The sequence below is a fragment of the Pseudomonas sp. PS02290 genome, from assembly GCF_029960075.1.
Classification (GTDB): Bacteria; Pseudomonadota; Gammaproteobacteria; order Pseudomonadales; family Pseudomonadaceae; genus Aquipseudomonas.
The window spans coordinates 1-18,611 of sequence record NZ_JASCOY010000088.1; the positions used below are offsets into that span (position 1 = coordinate 1).

Sequence of the window (18,611 nt, forward strand, 5' to 3'; positions counted from 1 at the left end):
CCGCGCCCCGCGCCCGGCGGCCCGCCCCCGCGCCCCCCCCCCCCCCCCCCCCCCCCCCCCCCCCCCCCGAAAGTCCAGGGCTTTACGAGGCGGACACCGCCTGCCCGTCGTTTTTTTACACCCGCGAAATTAAAAATTCAGGAGTTGCGCGATGGGAGGCACCGCCACGGTCGCCGGCCGTGGTCGCAAACCCAAACCAACGGCCAAGAAAGCATTGGCCGGGAACCCGGGCAAGCGTGCGCTAAACACTGCCGAGCCCCAGTTTTCGAAGATCACCCAGGTAGATCCTCCCGAGTGGTTCAGCCCTCGGGCCGCCACCATGTGGAACATGATTGTTCCAGAGCTGCTGCGCGAAAACGTGGTTGCCATCACGGACCTTCATAACGTGGAAGCCTTCTGCACCGCCTATGACAACTGGCGTATGGCGCAGGAGTCGATCAAGGCGCACGGCATTGTGGTGACCGGGGCCACCGGCGGCCCGATGAAGAATCCAGCGCTGACCGCGGCAAACGAAACGATGCGCCAGATGGTGACGTTCGGATCAATGCTAGGCCTGGACCCGGCAAGCCGCACACGCTTGATCGGCGGCAACAAGGAAAAGGAAACCAACGAGTTCGCCAAATTATTGAGTAGCTGATGCCCAAACTTGCCCACCCCAACGTCGACAAGGCGATGGTGTGGGCAAGGTCCGTGCTCCGAGGGAAGGCGCCGGCGTGCCGCTTTATTCATCAGGCTATTCAGCGTCACTTCGACGACCTGGCTGCCAGCCGCAAGCGTGGGTACCGCTTCAAGTTCGATCCGATCAAGGCTGAGAAAAAGCTCAAGCTGATGCAGCTCCTGCCGCACACAAAGGGCGAGTGGGCTTTTAAGCGTCAGTTGATAAGCCTGGAGCCTTGGCAGTTGTTCGGCCTAGCTGTCACGTTTGGCTGGGTCAAGAAAAAGGGCGGCCACCGCCGGTTTCGCGAGAGCTACTGGGAAGTGCCCCGCAAGAACGGTAAGTCCGTTGTCGCCGGCGGCGTTGGTATCAGCATGTTTGTGGCCGACGGCGAGTTCGGCGCCGAGGTTTATGCGGGCGCAACCACAGAGAAGCAAGCGTGGGAAGTGTTCCGCCCTGCGAAGCTGATGGTCAGCAAGTCGCCAATGTTGATCCAGGCAGCCGGGATCGAGGTCAACGCCTCGAACATGAATATTCCGTCCGACTTCAGTCGCTTCGAACCTCTGATTGGTAACCCCGGCGACGGTGCCTCTCCCAGCTGCGCGATCGTCGACGAGTATCACGAACACCCGACATCGGCCCAGTACGACACGATGCTGACAGGCATGGGCGCGCGCAGGCAGCCGCTGATGTTCATCATCACCACCGCGGGCGCGGATATCGAAGGGCCGTGCTACGACAAGAGGCGCCAAGTCGTAGAGATGTTGGCCGGCACCGTGCCCGATGAGGAGCTGTTCGGCTGGATCTGGACCCTGGACGAAGGGGATGACTGGACCGATCCGAAAATGCTGGCCAAGGCCAACCCGAACCATGGCGTATCGGTTTTTCAGGAGTATCTGGAGAGCCAACAGGCGCGGGCGATTCGTTCAGCTCGATTCGCCAATACGTTCAAGACCAAGCATTTGAACCTGTGGGTCAGCGCCAAGGCCGGATTTTTCAACATGGAAAGCTGGAAGGCCTGCGAAGACACGTCGCTGACGCTCGAGCAATTCGAGGGGCAGGAGTGGATCGCCGGTTTCGACTTGGCGCGCAAGCTGGACATGAACTCAAGGGCTCGCCTTTTCTGGCGGGTCATCGATGGCAAGACGCATTACTACAGCATCGGGCCGAAGTTCTGGGTTCCCTACGACACCGCTTACAACACCGATAACAAACGCATGGCGGAACGTTTCCAGGCTTGGGTCAACTCCGGGCATTTGGAAGTGACCGACGGGGCGGAGATCGATTACCGCGAGATCCTCGAGGACACGAAGGAAGCCAATCATCAGGCGCCTTTGAGCGAATCCCCCATCGACCCGCACGGCGCTACCGGTCTGAGCCACGACTTGGATGACGAGGGCTTCAACCCGATCACGATCACCCAGAACTACACCAACATGTCAGACCCCATGAAGGAACTGGAGGCGGCTATCGAAGCCGGCCGGTTCCATCATGACGGCAACCCGGTCATGACCTGGTGTATTGCCAACGTGATTGGCAAGCACCTGCCAGGCAACAACGACGTCGTGCGTCCGATCAAGCAGGGCGACGACAACAAAATCGATGGCGCGGTTGCGTTGATCATGTCGGTGGGTCGGGCGATGACGAAAGTCGTTGTCGGCGATGGCGGCGTGGACCGATTCATGGATTCAATCCGGGACCCAATATTCGAATGAACACAGCATCGATTATTTACTTGCTGATCGCAGTGCTGGGCTTCGCCTGCGCTGTGGCGGGCGTCTACATCCTGCTCGGCATCGGCTGGGCTCTACTGGCCGCCGCATCATCGTGCTTCGTCGCTGCGGCCTTCATTCGAAGGGGACTGACCAGTGGCTAAGTCTCTGCGGTCTGTTTTAAGCAGTGCGGTGACGGCGCCACGGTCTTCAATCATCGATTGGGTGGGGCGATCAGTCGCTGGCGGCGCTTCTGGAATATGGGCGCAGACAGTTGGCAGCACTTCCGCCAACGGCAAGACAGTGACGGTCAACAAGGCCATGCGCCTGGCCGCCTGCTGGTCCTGCGTGCGCCTGATCTCCGAAACGATCGCCACGCTCCCCCTCGGTTTGTATCGTCGAATGCCGGACGGCGGTCGAGAGGTGGCCGGCGACAACGATCTGCATTGGATACTCAACACCAATCCCAATAGCCGAATGACGGCGGTGCAGTTTTGGGAAGCCGTGGTTGCTTCCATGTTGCTTCGAGGTAATGCCTTCGTCGAGATCATCCGCATCAGCGGCCGAATTGTGGCGCTTGAGTTTTTGCTGCCCAACCGTGTGGAACTGGACGTAGCCGATAACGGCGAGCTGCTTTACCGGTACCGCGAAAAGAACGGCCAGCTCCGTGACATTGCCGGCAGCGACATGATGCACATTCCAGCGTTCTCTCTGGACGGCCAAGTCGGGCTTTCACCCATCGCTTACGGCGCCGATGTGTTCGGCGCGGCGATGTCGGCCGAGGACGTGGCCAGCGCCACCTTCAAGAACGGTATGCACCAGACCGTCGCTTTCGAGGTTGATCAGCTGCTGAACAAGCAGCAACGCGATGACTTCCGGGATTACGTCCAGCGCATCAGTGGTGCGATGAACGCCGGCAAGTCGCCCGTATTGGAGAAGGGCGTCAGTGCCAAAGTGATTGGCATCAACCCCGTTGATGCTCAACTGCTGGAATCCCGAGAATACAGCGCCGAGGAAATCTGCCGGTTCTACATGGTGGATCCGACCCTGGTTGGCTACAGCGACAAAGCGTCGAATTGGGGCACCGGGCTGGAGCAGAAGCTGCTGCGGTTTCTGACCTTCACGCTGCGCAGTTACATGCGCCGCATCGAGGAGGCGATCAGCCGCAAATTACTGACGCCTGCGCAGCGCCGGCAGATATATCCGGAGTTCTCCATTGAGGGCTTGATGCGGGCTGACAGTGCCGCGCGCGCCACGCTGTATTCGCAGATGGTGCAGAACGGCATCTACACCCGCGACGAATGCCGGATGAAGGAAAACCTCCCGAGGATGGGAGGCAATGCCTCGGTGCTCACCGTACAAACCAACCTCTCCCCAATCGACCAGCTCGGTGGGGGGGGCGACGGGCAAGCCGCAAGGGCTGCTCTGCAGAACTGGCTCGATCAGCCGGCAAACTCGAAGGACTAACTCATGCAACCAAAATCCAAAGCTGGCAGTTTCAACTGCGAGCTGAGTCCGCGTGCGCTCGACAGATGGAACCCGGCCATCAAGGCAGCCGTGGAGTCAACCAACGACACCATCACCATCTACGGTGTGATCGGCCAGGACTGGTACGGAGAAGGCGTAACGGTCTCGCGTATCGACGCGGCATTGCGGTCCATCGGCGACAAGCCAGTCGACGTCTATATCAACTCGCCGGGCGGGGACATGTTCGAAGGCCTGGCTATCTACAACCGGCTTCGCGAGCACAGCCAGACGGTGACCACGAAGGTGCTTGGTCTGGCTGCCTCCGCTGCATCGGTCATCTATATGGCGGGTGAAAAGCGCGAGGTCGCGAGTAGCGGCTTTCTGATGATTCACAACTGCTGGACCGTGGCCGTCGGCAATCGCCACGACTTGCGCAACACCGCGGACACCATGGAAGAGTTCGACGCGGCAATGGCCGATCTGTACGCGGAAGGTAGCGGCCAAGCAGTCGCCGACATTACCGAGATGCTCGACGACGAGACCTTCATCCGAGGCAAACGAGCGGTGGAGCTCGGTTTCGCAACCGGACTGCTGTCATCCGACGAGATCACCGAGCGGGAAGACGAGCAGACGCAGCAAAGCAACGCGCTCAAAGCCATGGATGTGGCTCTCGCAAAAGCGGGGATGGCCCGCAGCGAGCGCCGCGAACTCTTCGCCAATTTCAAGTCCAGCACGCCGCGCGCTGCTGGCGGGGGTACGCAACACGCTACCTCGTCCGACAGGCCTCGCGCTGTCGAGCTCGACCTTACACCCCTGCCAAAACTCTCTTTCTCAATTCCTGCGTGAGGCTTCACACCATGATGAAATTTCGTCTGTCCCCGGCATTCTTGATGGCGGTGCTGGCCATCGCTGCCTTGATCCCGCTGACCTTCGGCGTAACTCCCCAAGCCATCGGCGGTGCGGTCTTTCTGGTCGGGTTCACGACCACGCTCGTGAAACGCGGTACCTCCCGCTATACCGGCTGGAATGCCCAGATGGGCAAGATCGGTGAAGCCGACATCGAAGCCCAGTACAAGGAAACTCAAGCCAACCTCAAGGACATCGGCGATCAGCTCAAGGCCCATGCCGAGACGGCACAGAAGCACGTTGATCGCCACGAGGGCCTGAGCAAGGAAACTTCGGCCAAGGTCGACGAACTGCTGATGAAGCAGGGCGAGCTCCAGGCCCGCGTGCTTGAGGCCGAGCAGAAGCTGGTCAATGCCAACCGCGACACTCAGCGCAACGAGCCGCCAAAGTCGGCTGGTGAGCTGTTCGTCGCCAGCGACCAGATGGAAGGTGTCAACTCGTCCTTCCGCGGCTCTCGTCGCGTCTCGGTACCGCGCGCTGCGATTACCACCACCTCCGCCGGTGGCCTCGCTGCAACCGAACGCCTGGACACTGTTGCTCTGCCGGGTGTGCGTCGAGCGACCATTCGCGACCTGGTCGCACCTGGTCAGACCGAAGCAGGCTCGCTTGAGTACGTGCGCGAGACTGGCTTCACCAACAACGCTGCAGTCGTGGCGGAAGGGGCCGCCAAGCCTTACTCCGAAATCACCACCGCCTTGATCACGGCACCGGTCCGCACCATCGCTCACCTGTTCAAAGCTTCTCGTCAGATCCTCGACGATGCGAAGGCGCTGCAAAGCTATATCGACGCCCGTGCGCGCTATGGCCTGCTGCTGACCGAAGAAGCCCAGCTGCTTTACGGCAGCGGCGCCGGTGCGAACCTGCAAGGTCTGGTTCCGTTGGCAAACATCTACGCCGCTCCAGCGGGCTGGAGTGCCACCGGCGAGCAGCGAATCGACCGCCTGCGCCTGGCTCTTCTGCAAGCCGAGCTGGCTGAGTTTCCTTCCGATGGCATCGTGCTGAACCCGACTGACTGGGCCCTGATCGATCTGCTCAAGGACGACACCGGTCGCTATCTCATCGGTCAGCCACAAGACGGCACCGCGGCTCGCCTGTGGAACCGCCCTGTCGTAGCCACTCAAGCAATGAAGGCGAACGACTTCCTGGTGGGTGCCTTCAAGTTGGGCGCGCAGATCTTTGATCGGATGGAGGTTGAGGTCCTGATCTCTACCGAAAACGACAAGGACTTCGAGAACAACATGGTCACGCTGCGCGCCGAAGAGCGCCTGGCCTTCGCCATCTACCGTACCGAAGCCTTCGTCACCGGCAAGCTCGCTGCAGTTGCTTAAACCCAACCCCTGAAACGGGGCGGCGCTGCCTTCCCCATCGAGGTGAGATATGCCAGATGTATTGATCAAGCCGCTGCGGGCCTACGAGGACCGCGGCACCATCCGCGACGTTGATAACGAGCCTTACGCAGCGCCGGTGTGGCTCGCGAAGGAGTTGGAGCAGCTCAAGCTATGCCAGATCGTGAGCGAAGGTGGCGCATCGGTGATGGTCCTGCCAGCCAAATCTGAGCCGACCTTTGCGCTGAAGATCGCAAAGAAGGGCCAGCGTTGGATTATCGCTGACGCCGAGGGTGCTCAGGTCGGCGACTTCATCGGCAAACGAGATGAAGCCGAAGCCGAGCTTGCGAAACTGGCTGAGGTAGCGCACTCGGCTTCTGCTGCTGCACCACCTACGCCTATCGCTCTGCCCGCCGAGCTGTTGGGCGCGGGTGAAAACCCACTGCCGGTGACTGATTCGGAAGAGCCCGACCAGGAGTAAGCAATGTCCGCGATCAGTATCGAGGTAGCGATCGAGCACCTGCGCGCCGAGGACGATGATCGCGAATTCATTCAAGGCTTGCTCGACGCGGCAGAGGAAGCAGCTTGCAATTTCATGGCGCGCCGGGTGTATGAAGATGCTCCTGCTCTGGTCGCAGGCCGAGCAGCCGCTGTTGAGTTGCGCGCCCAGGCCAGAGTCGGCTACAGCACAGCGATTGCATCGGCTGGTCTCGTCTACGACGAGGATGATCGTTTGTCTGCGATGGAGATTGCAGGCTACGAGCTCAAGGATGCGATCACCCAATCCGAAGCCATGAGCCTGGGCATCGTGCTCACTCCCGTGATCCAGGCGGCGTGCCTGCTCATCCTTGGACACCTCTACACCAACCGCGAGGATGTTGTGGCAGGCGCCGGGACAATGACGGCGGTTGCGCTGCCACAAGGGTCGAAGTTTCTGCTCGCACCTTATCGCGTGCAGATGGGGGTCTGATGGCTATGTCTGAACCTGGTGCCGGTGACTTGAACCGCCGCGTCACCCTGAGGCGGCGCTCAGATTCTCCTGCCGATGGCGGTGGTCTGGCTTCGCAGTTCAGTGGAGAAAAAAAACGCTGGGCACGCATAGAGCCTGTCGGCACTGCCATTTACCACGACAGTGTGCAGACCGACTCCAGGATTACCCATCGCATTACCTTGCGGTATCTCGGCGTTCTCCCCATTGACTTTGAGGTGGTCCACGGCGCCCTTGTTTACCGTGTCAGCCGTGCAACCGATATGAACGGAAGTCACAAATTCACCGTTCTTGAGGTTGAGGAGCTAGGCATGGATCAGCCGGGAGGGAGCCTGTATGGCTAGACCTGCAGCTTATTTGCACTTTGGCGACTTCGACAGCTACGGCAAGCTCGACTTCGACAAAAAAGAGATCCGCAAGGCGATGCGCCGGGCGGGTGTTCTAGTTCGTGCCAGGTCACGAAAGCTCGTCAGCAAACGGGGCGCATCGGAAAAGGGTCAGTACCCTGGTTTACGCAAGGGGACTCTTCGCCGATCGATCTCCTACCGGGTGAGCCACTCCGGGTTCATGGTCAAGATCGAGCCGAAGAAAACGGCGGAGATGAAGGCCTTCTATCCGGCATTCCTCTGGTACGGCGTTCGCCGCGGTGCCAAGCGAGGAAAGTCGCACAAGAGGCAGGCATCAACAGGCGCATGGCGAATCGAGCCGCGAGAGAACTACATGGTCGATGGGTTGGAGGGAAGCGTCGACGATATCCGAGCCATCCTTCGCCAGGCATTCGCCGCTGCGCTTCGCTGACCCCAGAGGCAACCTATGAAAATCACCCCTGTGGTGCTGCAACTGCGGCAGCGCTGTCCCGTGTTCGGCGGACGGGTCGCAGGCGGTATCGACTTCGACGCGGTGAAGGCCAGTCAGCAGATTGATCGGCCTGGTGCGTTCGTCATCGCCACCGGTGACGACGCGACGGACAACGACCTGCAGAACGGCATCCGGCAAGACATCACAGACGCTTTTGATGTGGTCGTCATCCTCGATGCCAAGGATCAGCGCGGGCAACTGGCGGTGGATGTGCTGCACGACATACGTGCGCAGTTGTGGCTCGCGCTGGTGGGTTGGAAGCCCGCAGCGGAATACGACCCGATCACCTACGACGGCGGCGACCTGGTGCAGATCGACCGGGCGCTGGTGATCTACCGCTACTCCTTCGTGACTGCATTCCAGCTGGGTCGCAACGCTGACAGCCAGCCACCCGAAACTTGGCACGAACTCGAACTCGATGGCCTTCCGCGTCTGGAGGGCTACGACATCAACGTCGACTGCATCGACCCCGCAGACCGCAATCTCAAATATCCCGGCCCTGATGGGCGCATTGAAATACAAATCAAAGAGGACATGCCATGAACCGCATTACCGTGGTGCCGGCCAAGGGCCGCGCGGTGCCGGATCCGGAAACCGGGGAGCTGTTACCCGCAGAGGGGCGCGAAGTGCCGGACGATATCTACTGGCGCCGCCGCATCAACGATCAGGACGTGAAAATCAAGGAAGAAGACGCGCCCGCCAAAAACCCGTCCGCTAAAGAGGTCTCGACCAAATGAGCGTAGGATTTCAGCAAATCCCGCAGGACAACCGCGTTCCGCTGTTCTACGCGGAAATGGATAACTCGATGGCCAACAGCGCGCCGAGCACGCTGCGCCGTTTGATCGTTGGCCAGGTCAACGACACATCGACTTCCGCACAGATCGGCAAACTTACGCTGGTGTCCAGTCTGGCGCAGGCGAAAGCCATTGGGGGTCAGGGCTCGATGCTCGCCGCCATGTACAGCGCCTGGCGCGAGAACGATCCGGTCGGTGAGATCTGGTGCTTGCCGCTGAAAGCCGACGCCGGCGCGGTGGCCACCGGGAAGGTTTCTTTTACGGGGACTGCCACTGAGCCCGGGTTGATCAACCTGTACATCGGCGGTGATCGAGTCCAGGCCAGCATTCCCTCCGGCAGTAATCCCACGGCCGCAGCCGCAGCACTGGCGACCAAGATCAACGCGGCTACCGATTTGCCAGTGACGGCAACCGCGGCCACTGGCGACGTGACGCTGACGGCCAAATGGAAGGGAGCGTCGGCGAACGACATCGGTCTCGTCCTCAATCGCCTGGGCCAGAGCAACGGCGAAGTGACGCCTGCCGGTCTCACCGTCGCTATCACCGCGCTTGCAGGTGGGGCTGGCTCGCCGGACGCCACTGCGGCGCTGGCTGCTCTTGGTGATGCTCCGTTCGAATTCCTGTGCGTACCCTGGACCGACGCAACCACGCTCGACGCATGGAAAACCGCGATGAATGACATGAGCGGGCGCTGGTCGTGGGCCAAGCAGCTCTACGGCCATGTGTTCGGCGCGATGCGCGGCACGCTCGGCGTGTTGGTCGCAGCAGGGCAGGCGCGCAACGATCAGCACGCCACCATCTTTGGCTTTGAACAAGGCGTCCCGCAGCCATTCTGGCAGGTGGCGGCAGCGGCTGCTGCCCGTCAGGCGGTGTTCATCTCCGCCGATGCCAGCCGGCCAACCCAGACGGGTGCGCTGGTTGGCATCGACCCGGCGCCGGAAGGCAGCCGCTTCATGCTCAACGAGTACCAGTCGCTGCTGCAGTACGGCATCGCCACGCTGTATTTCGAGGGCGGTTACATGCGCATCCAGCGCGCGATCACCACCTACCAGAAGAACGCGTACGGCCAGCCGGACGATTCGTACCTGGACAGCGAGACTATGCACCAGAGCGCGTACATCGTGCGTCGTCTGAAGTCGATCATCACCAGCAAGTACGGTCGTCACAAGCTGGCGAACGATGGAACCCAGTTTGGTGATGGGCAGCCGATCGTCACGCCGAATGTGATTCGCGGCGAGCTGATCAGCGAGTACGGAAAGATGGAGCTCGACGGTCACGTCGAGAACTCGGAAATGTTCCAGCAGTACCTGATTGTCGAGCGCGACAGCAACAACCCGAGCCGGGTGAACGTGCTGTATCCGCCCGACTACGTCAACGGCCTGCGCATCTTCGCGTTGCTCAACCAGTTCCGGCAACAGTACGCAGCCGACGCGGCGTAAACGATGTCCCATCACCCTAGCCCGCCTCGCGCGGGCTTTTTAGTTTGGAGGCCCAGCTATGGGGCAGAAAGTTGCAGGCACCTGCTACGTCAAGGTCGACGGTATGCAGTTGACCCTGAAGGGCGGAATGGAAGCGCCGCTGTCGGACAAGACCCGGGAAACCGTGGTCCCCGGTTATTTCAAGGAAGAGGACGTCGCACCTTTCATCAAGGTAACGGCGGTGCACACGCCGGGTTTCCCGCTGAAGAAGCTGGTAGACGGCACCAACATGACCATTACCGGCGAGTTCAAGAACGGCAAGGTCTACACGCTTTCCGGCGCGTACATGGTGGAGCAACCCACCTCGAACGGCGAAGAAGGCACCATCGAATTGCAATTTGACGGCATCAAAGGGGTTTGGTCGTGAACGAAGAAGAAGCGGTTGTAGATCCAAACGCACCGGTCAAATTGAGCTCGCCGATCCAGGCCCACGGCGAAACGTTGACCGAGTTGACGCTACGCCGGCCCACTTCGAAAGAGGCGCGGGCAATCAAGGCGTTGCCGTACCGTATGGGCATGGACGAATCGATCGCGATCGATCTGGACGTGGCCGCCAAGTACATCGTCGCTTGCGCTGACATCCCACCGAGTTCGATTGATCAACTCGACCTGTCTGACCTCAACACACTGGCGTGGAAGGTGGCGGGTTTTTTCATGACGCCGGCGTCGACTCCATCGAAGGCCTGATCAGCAGCGTGTATGACCTGGCGTTCTTCTGGAAGGTTGACCCCGAACAGATGATGGCCAGGCCATTGGATGAAATCCTTGAATCGCTGGCGCACGGACAGCGGATCAATCGCACCCAGCAGGTGAATTGATGGCAGATAAATTTCAGCTCAAGGCGCTCATCACGGGCGCCGACAAGCTGTCTCCGATGCTGGCCGGCATCCAGAAGAACATCTCGGGCTTTCGCAAGAATCTTCAGGCAACAGGTCTGGGCAGCATCGGGTTCAGGGAAGCGATTACCGGTGGCGCCCTGGCTGCGCCGTTTGTGGTGGGCACGCATGCTGCCATCCAGTTCGAATCGGCGATGGCTGACGTGCGCAAGGTCGTCAACTTCGACACCCCGAAACAGTTTCAGGAGATGGGCGACGACATCACCAAGATGTCGACGCGCCTTCCAATGGCGGCGACCGACATCGCCAAGATCGTGGCTGCAGGTGGGCAGGCCGGCATCGCACGCGGAGAGCTAAGAGGGTTCGCCGAGGACGCGGTGAAAATGGGCATCGCCTTCGATCAGAGCGCCGAAGACAGCGGGCAGATGATGGCTACGTGGCGGACTGCCTTCGCGATGACGCAGCCTGAGGTCGTGACCCTTGCTGACAAAATCAACTACCTTGGAAACACTGGCCCGGCCAATGCTCAGAAGATCTCCGCGATCGTTACACGCATTGGGCCGATGGGCCGCGTGGCGGGCGTTGCGTCCGGGCAGATAGCAGCTCTCGGCGCAACCCTTGGCGGCATGGGCGTAGAGCAGGAAATCGCATCTACGGCAATTAAGAACCTCATGGTCACAATGACCCAGGGTGCTGCGGCCACTAAATCCCAACAACAGGCATTCAAATCTCTTCGGCTTGACGCCAAAAGCGTATCCAAAGCGATGCAGATGAACGGGCAGGGCACCATCCTTCAGCTGCTGGACAGGATAAAGGGTGTCCGGCCGGATGCGCAGCTATCGGTGCTCACTCAGCTTTTCGGCACCGAGTCTGCCCCTGCGCTTGCCATGCTGCTGACCAATCTGGACTTGCTCAAGGGCAATTTGAACAAGGTGTCTGACGCTCAGAAGTACGGCGGTTCCATGGAGGCCGAGTACGCTTCGCGAGCTGCCACTACTGAAAATAATCTCAAGCTGATGGGCGGTGCCCTGATGCGCAACAGCATCATGCTTGGCAATGCGTTTTTGCCAGCTCTTAACGCCGTAGTGGTTGCACTGCAGCCCTTGGTCAATGGTGTGGGCGACTTCATCCGGGACAATCCGAATCTCGTCCAGGGCATTGCCGCTGCTGCGGTGGCTTTCACGATTCTGCGGGTCGGGATCATCGGCGCCGTTGTGGCCACAAAGCTTTTGAGTCTGGCGCTGCGGGCTAACCCCATCGGGCTGGTCGCCTCAGCGATCGCCGTGGCGGTGGGAATCATCGTAGCGAATTGGGACAAGCTCGCACCGTTTTTCACGGAGCTTTGGGGCGACATCCAGTCCACGTTCGCAAAGGTATGGCCGTGGATCAAAAGTCTCCTGGCATGGACGCCGCTGGCGCTGATCATCGCGAACTGGGACGGGTTAGTGACCTACTTCGCCCAGTTGTGGGGTCGGGTCGTAGCAACGATCAGCACCGTCTGGCCTTGGATCAAGAAGGCGTTGTCATGGTTGCCGATGTCGGTGATCGTGCAGAACTGGGATGCGGTCAAGGTTTTCTTCTCCGCGCTTTGGGATTTCATTAAGGTCGCGGCCGAAGTCGGCTGGAACCGTATCAAGGAACAGATCGGCTTCGACCCGGTGCAGATGGTGACCGAGAAATGGGAGCCGCTGGTGGCCTGGTTCAAAGGGTTCTTTGACCGAATCAAGCCGTACATCGAGCCGCTGATGGATGCGGGTAAGTGGGTCAACGGTAAAGCCGCTGGCGCTGCTGACTGGGTGAAAGGCAAGGCCTCGGGTGTTGCGGATTATTTTTCCAGCAACGACCCGAACGCCGTTGGCGCGGGCCTGCTCGGTCGCGGCACTGCTGGTCTTCAGGGCGCGACACAGAGCCTGCTGGCCGGCGGTAACAAGACCCAGCTGCAGGGCGAGATGGTGATGCGCTTCGAAGGTGCCCCACCCGGTCTGCGGGTGGAACCAGCCAAAACCAATCAGCCAGGCCTCACCGTCACCCCAAGCGTTGGTTATCGATCCCTGTCCGGAGCACAGTAAATGGCCGACACCTGGCGCGACCAGCTGTTGCCGGCGTCTTTCCGTGGCGAGACGTTCCTCATCGAGGACACGTCCGTTCCGGTTGGGCGCAAGGTTCAGCTTCACGAATACCCCAAGCGAGACCAAGCTTTTGCGGAACAGATGGGTAAGGTGGCCCGGGTCCATAAGGTCCGGGCGTTCATCATTGGCGATGACTGCTTTGCCCGCCGCGACAAACTGCTAACGGCGCTCGAAAAGGAGGGCGAGGGCACCCTTGTCCATCCCTGGCTTGGCCAACTGTCAGTTGTGCCCGGCGCCTGCGAGATGTCACACAGTCGCCGGGAAGGCGGCATGGTCAGCTTTGATCTGACGTTTTACCCCGGAAACGCTGTGCAGAATCCGTCGGTTCGTGCCAATTCTTCAAAGATGCTCGGGCAAACCACGGGCAGTTATTGGAGTGGGGCGCTCGACCGTTACCAGGCTGCGATGGCAAAGGTCGACACGGCGCGCATCAATCTGACCGGACTGCAGAATCAAGTAACAGGGGTGTTTGGCGTATTGTCCGGGCAGTTCTCACCGCTTGCGGGAGTGGTCGGCACGGTCACATCAATGGCGCAGATGTTGACCAACGCTCCCGGCTCGCTGTCTGGTTTGTTCACCGGCTACTTCAGCGATCTGGGCCTGTCGTCACTGGTGCCCAAAGGCTCCGAGAAAAAGAGCAGTGCCAGCGCGGCTGCGTTCGACAGTTACACGACGGCAGTGGCTACGGTTTCCAGCCAGGCCGAAGACGCTTCGACCATCAATGAGGTTGCTGGCGGCAGCGGCGGTGATACGACCGCCGCCGCGCAAGCGTTGGCCGACCTGGTGCAGGACGCGCTGCTGGTCCAGGCGGCGGCGACCGTTGCCGAAATGCCGGTGGTGACACCTGCGGAAGCCGATGCGCCTGCTGCCTCGGTCGAACAGCAACTGGTTGATCCGACGGAACGACCGGAAGTGCCTGTCGCAGATGACGTCATCGCGGCGCGGGACGAACTCGATGACGTCTTCTGGCAGGCGGCGCTGAAGTCCGATGCGAGCTATTACCCGCTGGTCAATGCCACCCGGCAACACGTGGTCCGGCACCTTACAGCAGTCGCCGCATCCGGCGCCCGGCTGGAGACCGTTACCCCATTGGAAACATCGCCTGCGCTGGTGCTGGCCTTCCGGCGTTTCGGCGACGCTACCCGCGAAGGCGAAGTGGTTCAGCGCAACAAAATCACCCATCCCGGTTTCGTGCCGGCCGCACCGCTGCAAATCGCCCGGGAGTAAATCAGCATGTCCGACCCATCAACGGCCGTGACCCTGACCGTTGATGGTCTGGACTATTCCGGCTGGACCTCGGCGGAGATCACCACAGGACTTGAACGACAAGCCGCCAGCTTCAACATCGGCATCACCTGGAAGTGGCCGGGTCAAAACATCCTGCGCCCGGTCAAGCAGGGCGCGCGGTGCGAAGTGCGGATCGGGGGCGACCTGATCATCACCGGCTGGGTGGATGCCACTCCGATCAACTACGACGACGAGAAAATCACCACGTCCATCACCGGCCGTTCGCTGACGGCCGACCTGGTGGACTGCGGCGCGATCAACAAGCCCGGGCAGTGGAAGGGGCAGAGCGTCCAGAAGATCGTTCAGGCCATCGCCGCCGAGTACGGGCTCACCGTTAAAAGCGAAATTGCCACGACCGGGGGCTTGGCCGATCACACCATCGAGCCGGGGGAAACGGCATTCGAATCCATCGACCGACTGCTGAGTCTGTTTCGCGTGTTCAGCACCGACAATGCCCGCGGTCAGGTGGTGCTGGCCGAGGTCGGCAGCGGCGGGCGGGCGAGTGAAAGCCTGGAGCTGGGCCGAAATATCCTCAAGGGCGACGCGCCGCTGGACTTCACCCGGGTGTTCTCCGATTACCGAGTGATCGGGCAACGATCCGGTACCGACAAGGATTTCGCCAAAACTACCACCGAGGTCAACGCCGCTGTCAGCGATCCCCGAATGACGCGCCGCCGCGTGAAGGTGATCCACGAAAGCGGTCAGCTCAGCGACAAGATGGCGGCAGACCGGGCCAACTGGGAACGCGGCACGGCGCTGGGCAAGGCGCTGGAGACGACCTACGAAGTACAGGGCTGGCGGCAAGCCAACGGCGCGCTCTGGCGGCACAACACGATCGTGCGAGTGATCGACCCTCTGATTGGTTATGACCGCGACATGCTGATCGCGGAGGTGACCTATCGCCAGGACGAGAACGGAACCACATGCCGGCTACGTGTCGGACCGCCGGAGGGCTACCTGCAAGAACCTGACGATCCGCACAAACACCGCAAGGTGAAAAAGCAAGACGGCTTCGAATACCTGCTCCCTGCCGACTGGAAAGACAAATGAATAAATTGATGAACGTGCTGACGCGCGGCGTGGTGGCGCTTGCCAATTCGGCGAGCAAGCTACAGACGCTGCAGATGCGCCTGACCGCCGGCGAGGTCAAGGATGGCATGGAGCATCTGGAGCCCTACGGCTTCACCAGTTGCCCGCACGAAGGTGCCGAGGCGCTTGCCGGATTCATGGGGGGCGACCGGTCCCACGGCGTGGTGATTGTGGTGTCGGACCGGCGTTACCGAATTCAGGAGCTGGAGCCAGGCGAGGTAGCGATCTACACCGACGAAGGCGACAAGGTCCACTTCAAGCGCGGCAGGGTGATCGCGGTTGAGACCGGCACCCTGAATATCACCGCTACCGATTCGGTTAACTTCAACACGCCAAAGATCACGCAAACGGGCCAGATCATCAGCCAGGGCGATCAGGTGGCCGGCGGAGTCAGCCAGATCAAGCACCCGCACAGCGGCGTACAGCCTGGCAATGGGCAGAGCGGACCGGCCGTACCGGGTGCCGTATGACGATCATCACGATTGACGACCAGAAGACCAGCCTGCGCCGCGCCGTCGAAATCAGCTTGTTCACCTGGTGCCGCGCTGCGCCTACCGACCAGTTGGACGACGACGAACGATACGGCTACTGGGGCGACAGCTTTCCCCTTGTGGCCGGTGATCGGCTTGGATCAAAGCTCTGGCTGCTTCGGCGCCGAAAACTGACGACCGAGACGATCGGCGACGCGGTGACATACGCGCGCGAGGCGCTGACCTGGCTGCTGGATGACAGCCATGTCATCGATGTTCAGGTGCTGACCGAGCGCGCCGGCCCCAGCCGGTTGAATATCGGCACGATCCTGACGCTGCCCAATGGCGAGCGGCTGGAAATCTTCCCTAACGACAATTGGCAGGTGCTCTATGCCGTTTGAAACCCCGAACCTGCCCACGCTGGTCAGCCGCACGACGGCCGACTTGGCGAGCGACGCCCTGCGAAAGTCCGACGCCCAGGTGCTGGCGCGCGCTTTGAGTGGCGCTGCCTATGGCCTGTATGGGTACATCGACTGGGTCGCCAAGCAGATCCTGCCGGACACGGCGGACGAATCAACGCTCGAGCGTCAGGCCTTATTGAGGCTTGAAACTCCGCGCATTCCCGCGAAGGCGGCAACCGGGTCCGCCTCTTTCCAAGCGGCTGCCGGCGCTGTGCTCGATGCAAACCAGGTACTTCAGGCGAGCGACGGTCGCCAATACCAAGTAGCCGCTGCGGTTACGACCACCGCTGGCAGCAACGTCGCCACGCTGGCCGCAGTCGATGGTGGGGCACTCGGTAACGCCGCCTCGGGGCTGCTGCTAACGCTGGTGCAGCCTGTTGTGGGAGTAGCAGAAACCTTCACGGTGCTGGCACCCGGGATTACTGGCGGCACCGAAAGGGAATCGATCGAGTCGCTGCGCTCTCGGGTCATTCGCAGCTACAAGGTCATTCCCCATGGAGGCGATGCAGACGATTACGTCACTTGGGCGCTGGAGTGCGCAGGTGTCACCCGCGCTTGGACGGTAAAGAATTACATGGGGCCCGGAACGGTCGGCGTGTTCTTCGTCCGTGATGGGGACGCGGTGATCATTCCGGACGCTAACGAAATCGCAGTCGTCCAAGCGTACCTGCAAATCAAAGCACCGGTGACGACGGAAGTTTTCGCGCTGGCGCCGATCCTGAAAGCGGTCAACTACGTGATTCACCTCACGCCCGACACAACGGCTGTACGGCAAGCCGTGGCCGCTGAGCTCGCGGACCTGCACGCCCGGGAAGCAGGGCTCGGCAAGACACTGCTGATAAGTCGCATACGTGAAGCAGTGAGCCGCGCGCAAGGGGAGCAAGACAATGCCGTGGTCGCGCCGACTGCCGACGTCACTGCCAGTGCCAACCAATTGCTCACGGTAGGGACCATCACATGGCAGTAAGGACCGCCGAACAGTACAGAGTCCAACTGCGGCAGTTGCTTCCCCAAGGTCCGGCCTGGGACCTGGAGCGTGTCCCCGAATTGGCTAATGTGCTGGCGGGTTTGTCGGTTGAACTGTCACGCGTCGATGCCCGGATCGTGGCCTTGTCCGCGGAAATGGACCCGGCTTACGTGACCGAATTGGTTCCCGATTGGGAACGGGTCATGGGCTTGCCGGACTCCTGCCTCGGCGACTCGCCAAGCTTTGGCGATCGGCAATTGTCCGTGCGGCAGCGGCTGACAGCAATCGGGGCGCAAACCCCTGCCTATTTCATCCTGATAGCAAAAGGGCAGGGATACCCGAACGCCACAATCACCCAGAACCGAGCGCCGCGCTTTGGCCGCTCCCGCTTCGGCAAAACCCATTTCGGAACATGGCGCGTCCAGTTCATGTGGACGCTGAATACGGGTGGCCGTCAGAGGGTTGGCCGGCGATTCGGCGTCAGCTACTGGGGGGAGCGCTTTGGCGTGAATCCCGGCAGTGCTTTGGAATGCCTGATTCGTCGTTACGCGCCTGCACACACCGTCGTGTACATAAACTACAGCTGAGGAAAGAACGTGGATTATCCGAAAAGCGTGCCCAATGTTGGGCTTGTCGGCGGCAAGTTCGTGGACGAAAACGTTGCAACAGGGGTGGTTGGTTCACTCATTCCTTCAGCCTGGGGGAACTCAGTCACGGATGAGTTGCTCGCTGTGATTAAAGCAGCTGGCTTTGAGCCCGCTGAGGGCAACAGTGCTCAGTTGTTAGCAGCAATCAAGGCGCTGAGAGGTGGGCAACTATTCACTTCTAGTGGCTTATTCGTCGTACCCGCTGGCATTTATCGGATTTGGGTCAGCGCGTGTGCAGGCGGTTCGGCTGGCGCTGGGGGAGGCGGGGCGACCAACACCACCGGCACCGGCGGTGGTGGTGCGGGAGGCAGCGCGGGGCAGTCGATCTTGTGGCGGGCGTTCGATGTTGTTCCGGGTCAAGTCATCTCGATCACCATCGGCGTTGGAGGTATCGGTGGTACCGGTGGTGGACCTACAACTGGTGGAGGACCGGGATCAGTTGGTGGGGCAACAGTAATCGGCACGCTGGTTACACTTCTTGGTGCGCCGCCAAGTGCTGGCGGCGCCAACTGCTGACGTTCCGGCGTTCCAAGCGCTGGCGC

At 60.8% G+C, this 18,611-nt stretch carries 23 protein-coding genes; all 23 read left to right on the top strand.

From position 1 onward, the window contains the following. Positions 1–151: 151 nt before the first annotated feature. The 23 genes from QMX88_RS24140 to QMX88_RS24250 all read left to right on the top strand — a co-directional run bounded on the left by QMX88_RS24140 (position 152) and on the right by QMX88_RS24250 (position 18,585). On the top strand, positions 152–637 hold the full coding sequence (locus QMX88_RS24140; RefSeq protein WP_282372748.1) for a phage terminase small subunit P27 family: 486 nt from the start codon (positions 152–154) through the stop codon (positions 635–637). Continuing rightward, positions 637–2,370: a terminase large subunit gene (locus QMX88_RS24145; protein ID WP_282372750.1), complete on the top strand. Its 1,734-nt coding sequence runs from the start codon at positions 637–639 to the stop codon at positions 2,368–2,370. The genes QMX88_RS24140 and QMX88_RS24145 overlap by 1 nt, the downstream gene beginning before the upstream one ends. Beyond that, positions 2,367–2,531 carry a hypothetical protein gene (locus QMX88_RS24150; RefSeq protein ID WP_282372752.1) on the top strand — a complete coding sequence of 55 codons (165 nt, stop codon included), beginning with the start codon at positions 2,367–2,369 and terminating at the stop codon, positions 2,529–2,531. Before QMX88_RS24145 ends, QMX88_RS24150 begins: the two co-directional genes overlap by 4 nt. Then, positions 2,524–3,834, top strand: a complete 1,311-nt coding sequence (locus tag QMX88_RS24155; protein WP_282372753.1) for a phage portal protein — start codon at positions 2,524–2,526, stop codon at positions 3,832–3,834. The genes QMX88_RS24150 and QMX88_RS24155 overlap by 8 nt, the downstream gene beginning before the upstream one ends. Before the next feature lie 3 nt (positions 3,835–3,837). Then, positions 3,838–4,680 (top strand): head maturation protease, ClpP-related, encoded by an 843-nt coding sequence (locus QMX88_RS24160; RefSeq protein WP_282372754.1) that lies wholly within the window; start codon positions 3,838–3,840, stop codon positions 4,678–4,680. An 11-nt stretch (positions 4,681–4,691) separates the two neighbouring features. After that, the gene (locus QMX88_RS24165) at positions 4,692–6,068 is read left to right on the top strand and encodes a phage major capsid protein (protein ID WP_282372755.1); all 1,377 of its coding nucleotides are present in this window, start codon (positions 4,692–4,694) and stop codon (positions 6,066–6,068) included. Between the two features lie 49 nt (positions 6,069–6,117). Beyond that, positions 6,118–6,546, top strand: a complete 429-nt coding sequence (locus tag QMX88_RS24170) for a hypothetical protein (protein WP_282372757.1) — start codon at positions 6,118–6,120, stop codon at positions 6,544–6,546. 3 nt (positions 6,547–6,549) lie between these two features. After that, positions 6,550–7,035: a head-tail connector protein gene (locus tag QMX88_RS24175; protein ID WP_282372759.1), complete on the top strand. Its 486-nt coding sequence runs from the start codon at positions 6,550–6,552 to the stop codon at positions 7,033–7,035. Beyond that, entirely contained in the window at positions 7,035–7,397 is a 363-nt protein-coding gene (locus QMX88_RS24180; RefSeq protein WP_282372760.1) for a head-tail adaptor protein, read from the top strand. Before QMX88_RS24175 ends, QMX88_RS24180 begins: the two co-directional genes overlap by 1 nt. Beyond that, complete coding sequence (locus QMX88_RS24185; RefSeq protein WP_282372761.1) at positions 7,390–7,851, top strand: hypothetical protein; 462 nt, start codon at positions 7,390–7,392, stop codon at positions 7,849–7,851. Before QMX88_RS24180 ends, QMX88_RS24185 begins: the two co-directional genes overlap by 8 nt. Before the next feature lie 15 nt (positions 7,852–7,866). Further along, positions 7,867–8,454, top strand: a complete 588-nt coding sequence (locus QMX88_RS24190; protein ID WP_282372763.1) for a phage tail terminator protein — start codon at positions 7,867–7,869, stop codon at positions 8,452–8,454. Further along, positions 8,451–8,648: a DUF2635 domain-containing protein gene (locus QMX88_RS24195; protein ID WP_282372764.1), complete on the top strand. Its 198-nt coding sequence runs from the start codon at positions 8,451–8,453 to the stop codon at positions 8,646–8,648. The genes QMX88_RS24190 and QMX88_RS24195 overlap by 4 nt, the downstream gene beginning before the upstream one ends. Beyond that, positions 8,645–10,144 carry a phage tail sheath subtilisin-like domain-containing protein gene (locus QMX88_RS24200; RefSeq protein WP_282372765.1) on the top strand — a complete coding sequence of 500 codons (1,500 nt, stop codon included), beginning with the start codon at positions 8,645–8,647 and terminating at the stop codon, positions 10,142–10,144. Before QMX88_RS24195 ends, QMX88_RS24200 begins: the two co-directional genes overlap by 4 nt. A 58-nt stretch (positions 10,145–10,202) precedes the next feature. Continuing rightward, positions 10,203–10,550: a phage tail tube protein gene (locus QMX88_RS24205; protein WP_074891334.1), complete on the top strand. Its 348-nt coding sequence runs from the start codon at positions 10,203–10,205 to the stop codon at positions 10,548–10,550. Next, entirely contained in the window at positions 10,547–10,870 is a 324-nt protein-coding gene (locus tag QMX88_RS24210; RefSeq protein ID WP_074891333.1) for a phage tail assembly protein, read from the top strand. Before QMX88_RS24205 ends, QMX88_RS24210 begins: the two co-directional genes overlap by 4 nt. A gap of 130 nt (positions 10,871–11,000) precedes the next feature. After that, positions 11,001–13,088 carry a phage tail tape measure protein gene (locus QMX88_RS24215; RefSeq protein ID WP_282372771.1) on the top strand — a complete coding sequence of 696 codons (2,088 nt, stop codon included), beginning with the start codon at positions 11,001–11,003 and terminating at the stop codon, positions 13,086–13,088. Further along, on the top strand, positions 13,089–14,375 hold the full coding sequence (locus QMX88_RS24220) for a DNA circularization protein (RefSeq protein ID WP_282372772.1): 1,287 nt from the start codon (positions 13,089–13,091) through the stop codon (positions 14,373–14,375). A gap of 6 nt (positions 14,376–14,381) precedes the next feature. Further along, on the top strand, positions 14,382–15,485 hold the full coding sequence (locus tag QMX88_RS24225) for a phage baseplate assembly protein (protein WP_282372773.1): 1,104 nt from the start codon (positions 14,382–14,384) through the stop codon (positions 15,483–15,485). Next, the gene (locus QMX88_RS24230) at positions 15,482–15,994 is read left to right on the top strand and encodes a phage baseplate assembly protein V (protein WP_282372775.1); all 513 of its coding nucleotides are present in this window, start codon (positions 15,482–15,484) and stop codon (positions 15,992–15,994) included. Before QMX88_RS24225 ends, QMX88_RS24230 begins: the two co-directional genes overlap by 4 nt. Then, positions 15,991–16,395 carry a phage GP46 family protein gene (locus tag QMX88_RS24235; protein ID WP_282372777.1) on the top strand — a complete coding sequence of 135 codons (405 nt, stop codon included), beginning with the start codon at positions 15,991–15,993 and terminating at the stop codon, positions 16,393–16,395. The genes QMX88_RS24230 and QMX88_RS24235 overlap by 4 nt, the downstream gene beginning before the upstream one ends. Beyond that, positions 16,385–17,422 carry a baseplate J/gp47 family protein gene (locus tag QMX88_RS24240; RefSeq protein ID WP_282372778.1) on the top strand — a complete coding sequence of 346 codons (1,038 nt, stop codon included), beginning with the start codon at positions 16,385–16,387 and terminating at the stop codon, positions 17,420–17,422. Before QMX88_RS24235 ends, QMX88_RS24240 begins: the two co-directional genes overlap by 11 nt. Next, the gene (locus tag QMX88_RS24245; protein WP_282372780.1) at positions 17,413–18,009 is read left to right on the top strand and encodes a YmfQ family protein; all 597 of its coding nucleotides are present in this window, start codon (positions 17,413–17,415) and stop codon (positions 18,007–18,009) included. The genes QMX88_RS24240 and QMX88_RS24245 overlap by 10 nt, the downstream gene beginning before the upstream one ends. A 9-nt stretch (positions 18,010–18,018) precedes the next feature. After that, the gene (locus QMX88_RS24250) at positions 18,019–18,585 is read left to right on the top strand and encodes a hypothetical protein (RefSeq protein ID WP_282372783.1); all 567 of its coding nucleotides are present in this window, start codon (positions 18,019–18,021) and stop codon (positions 18,583–18,585) included. Positions 18,586–18,611: the final 26 nt, after the last annotated feature.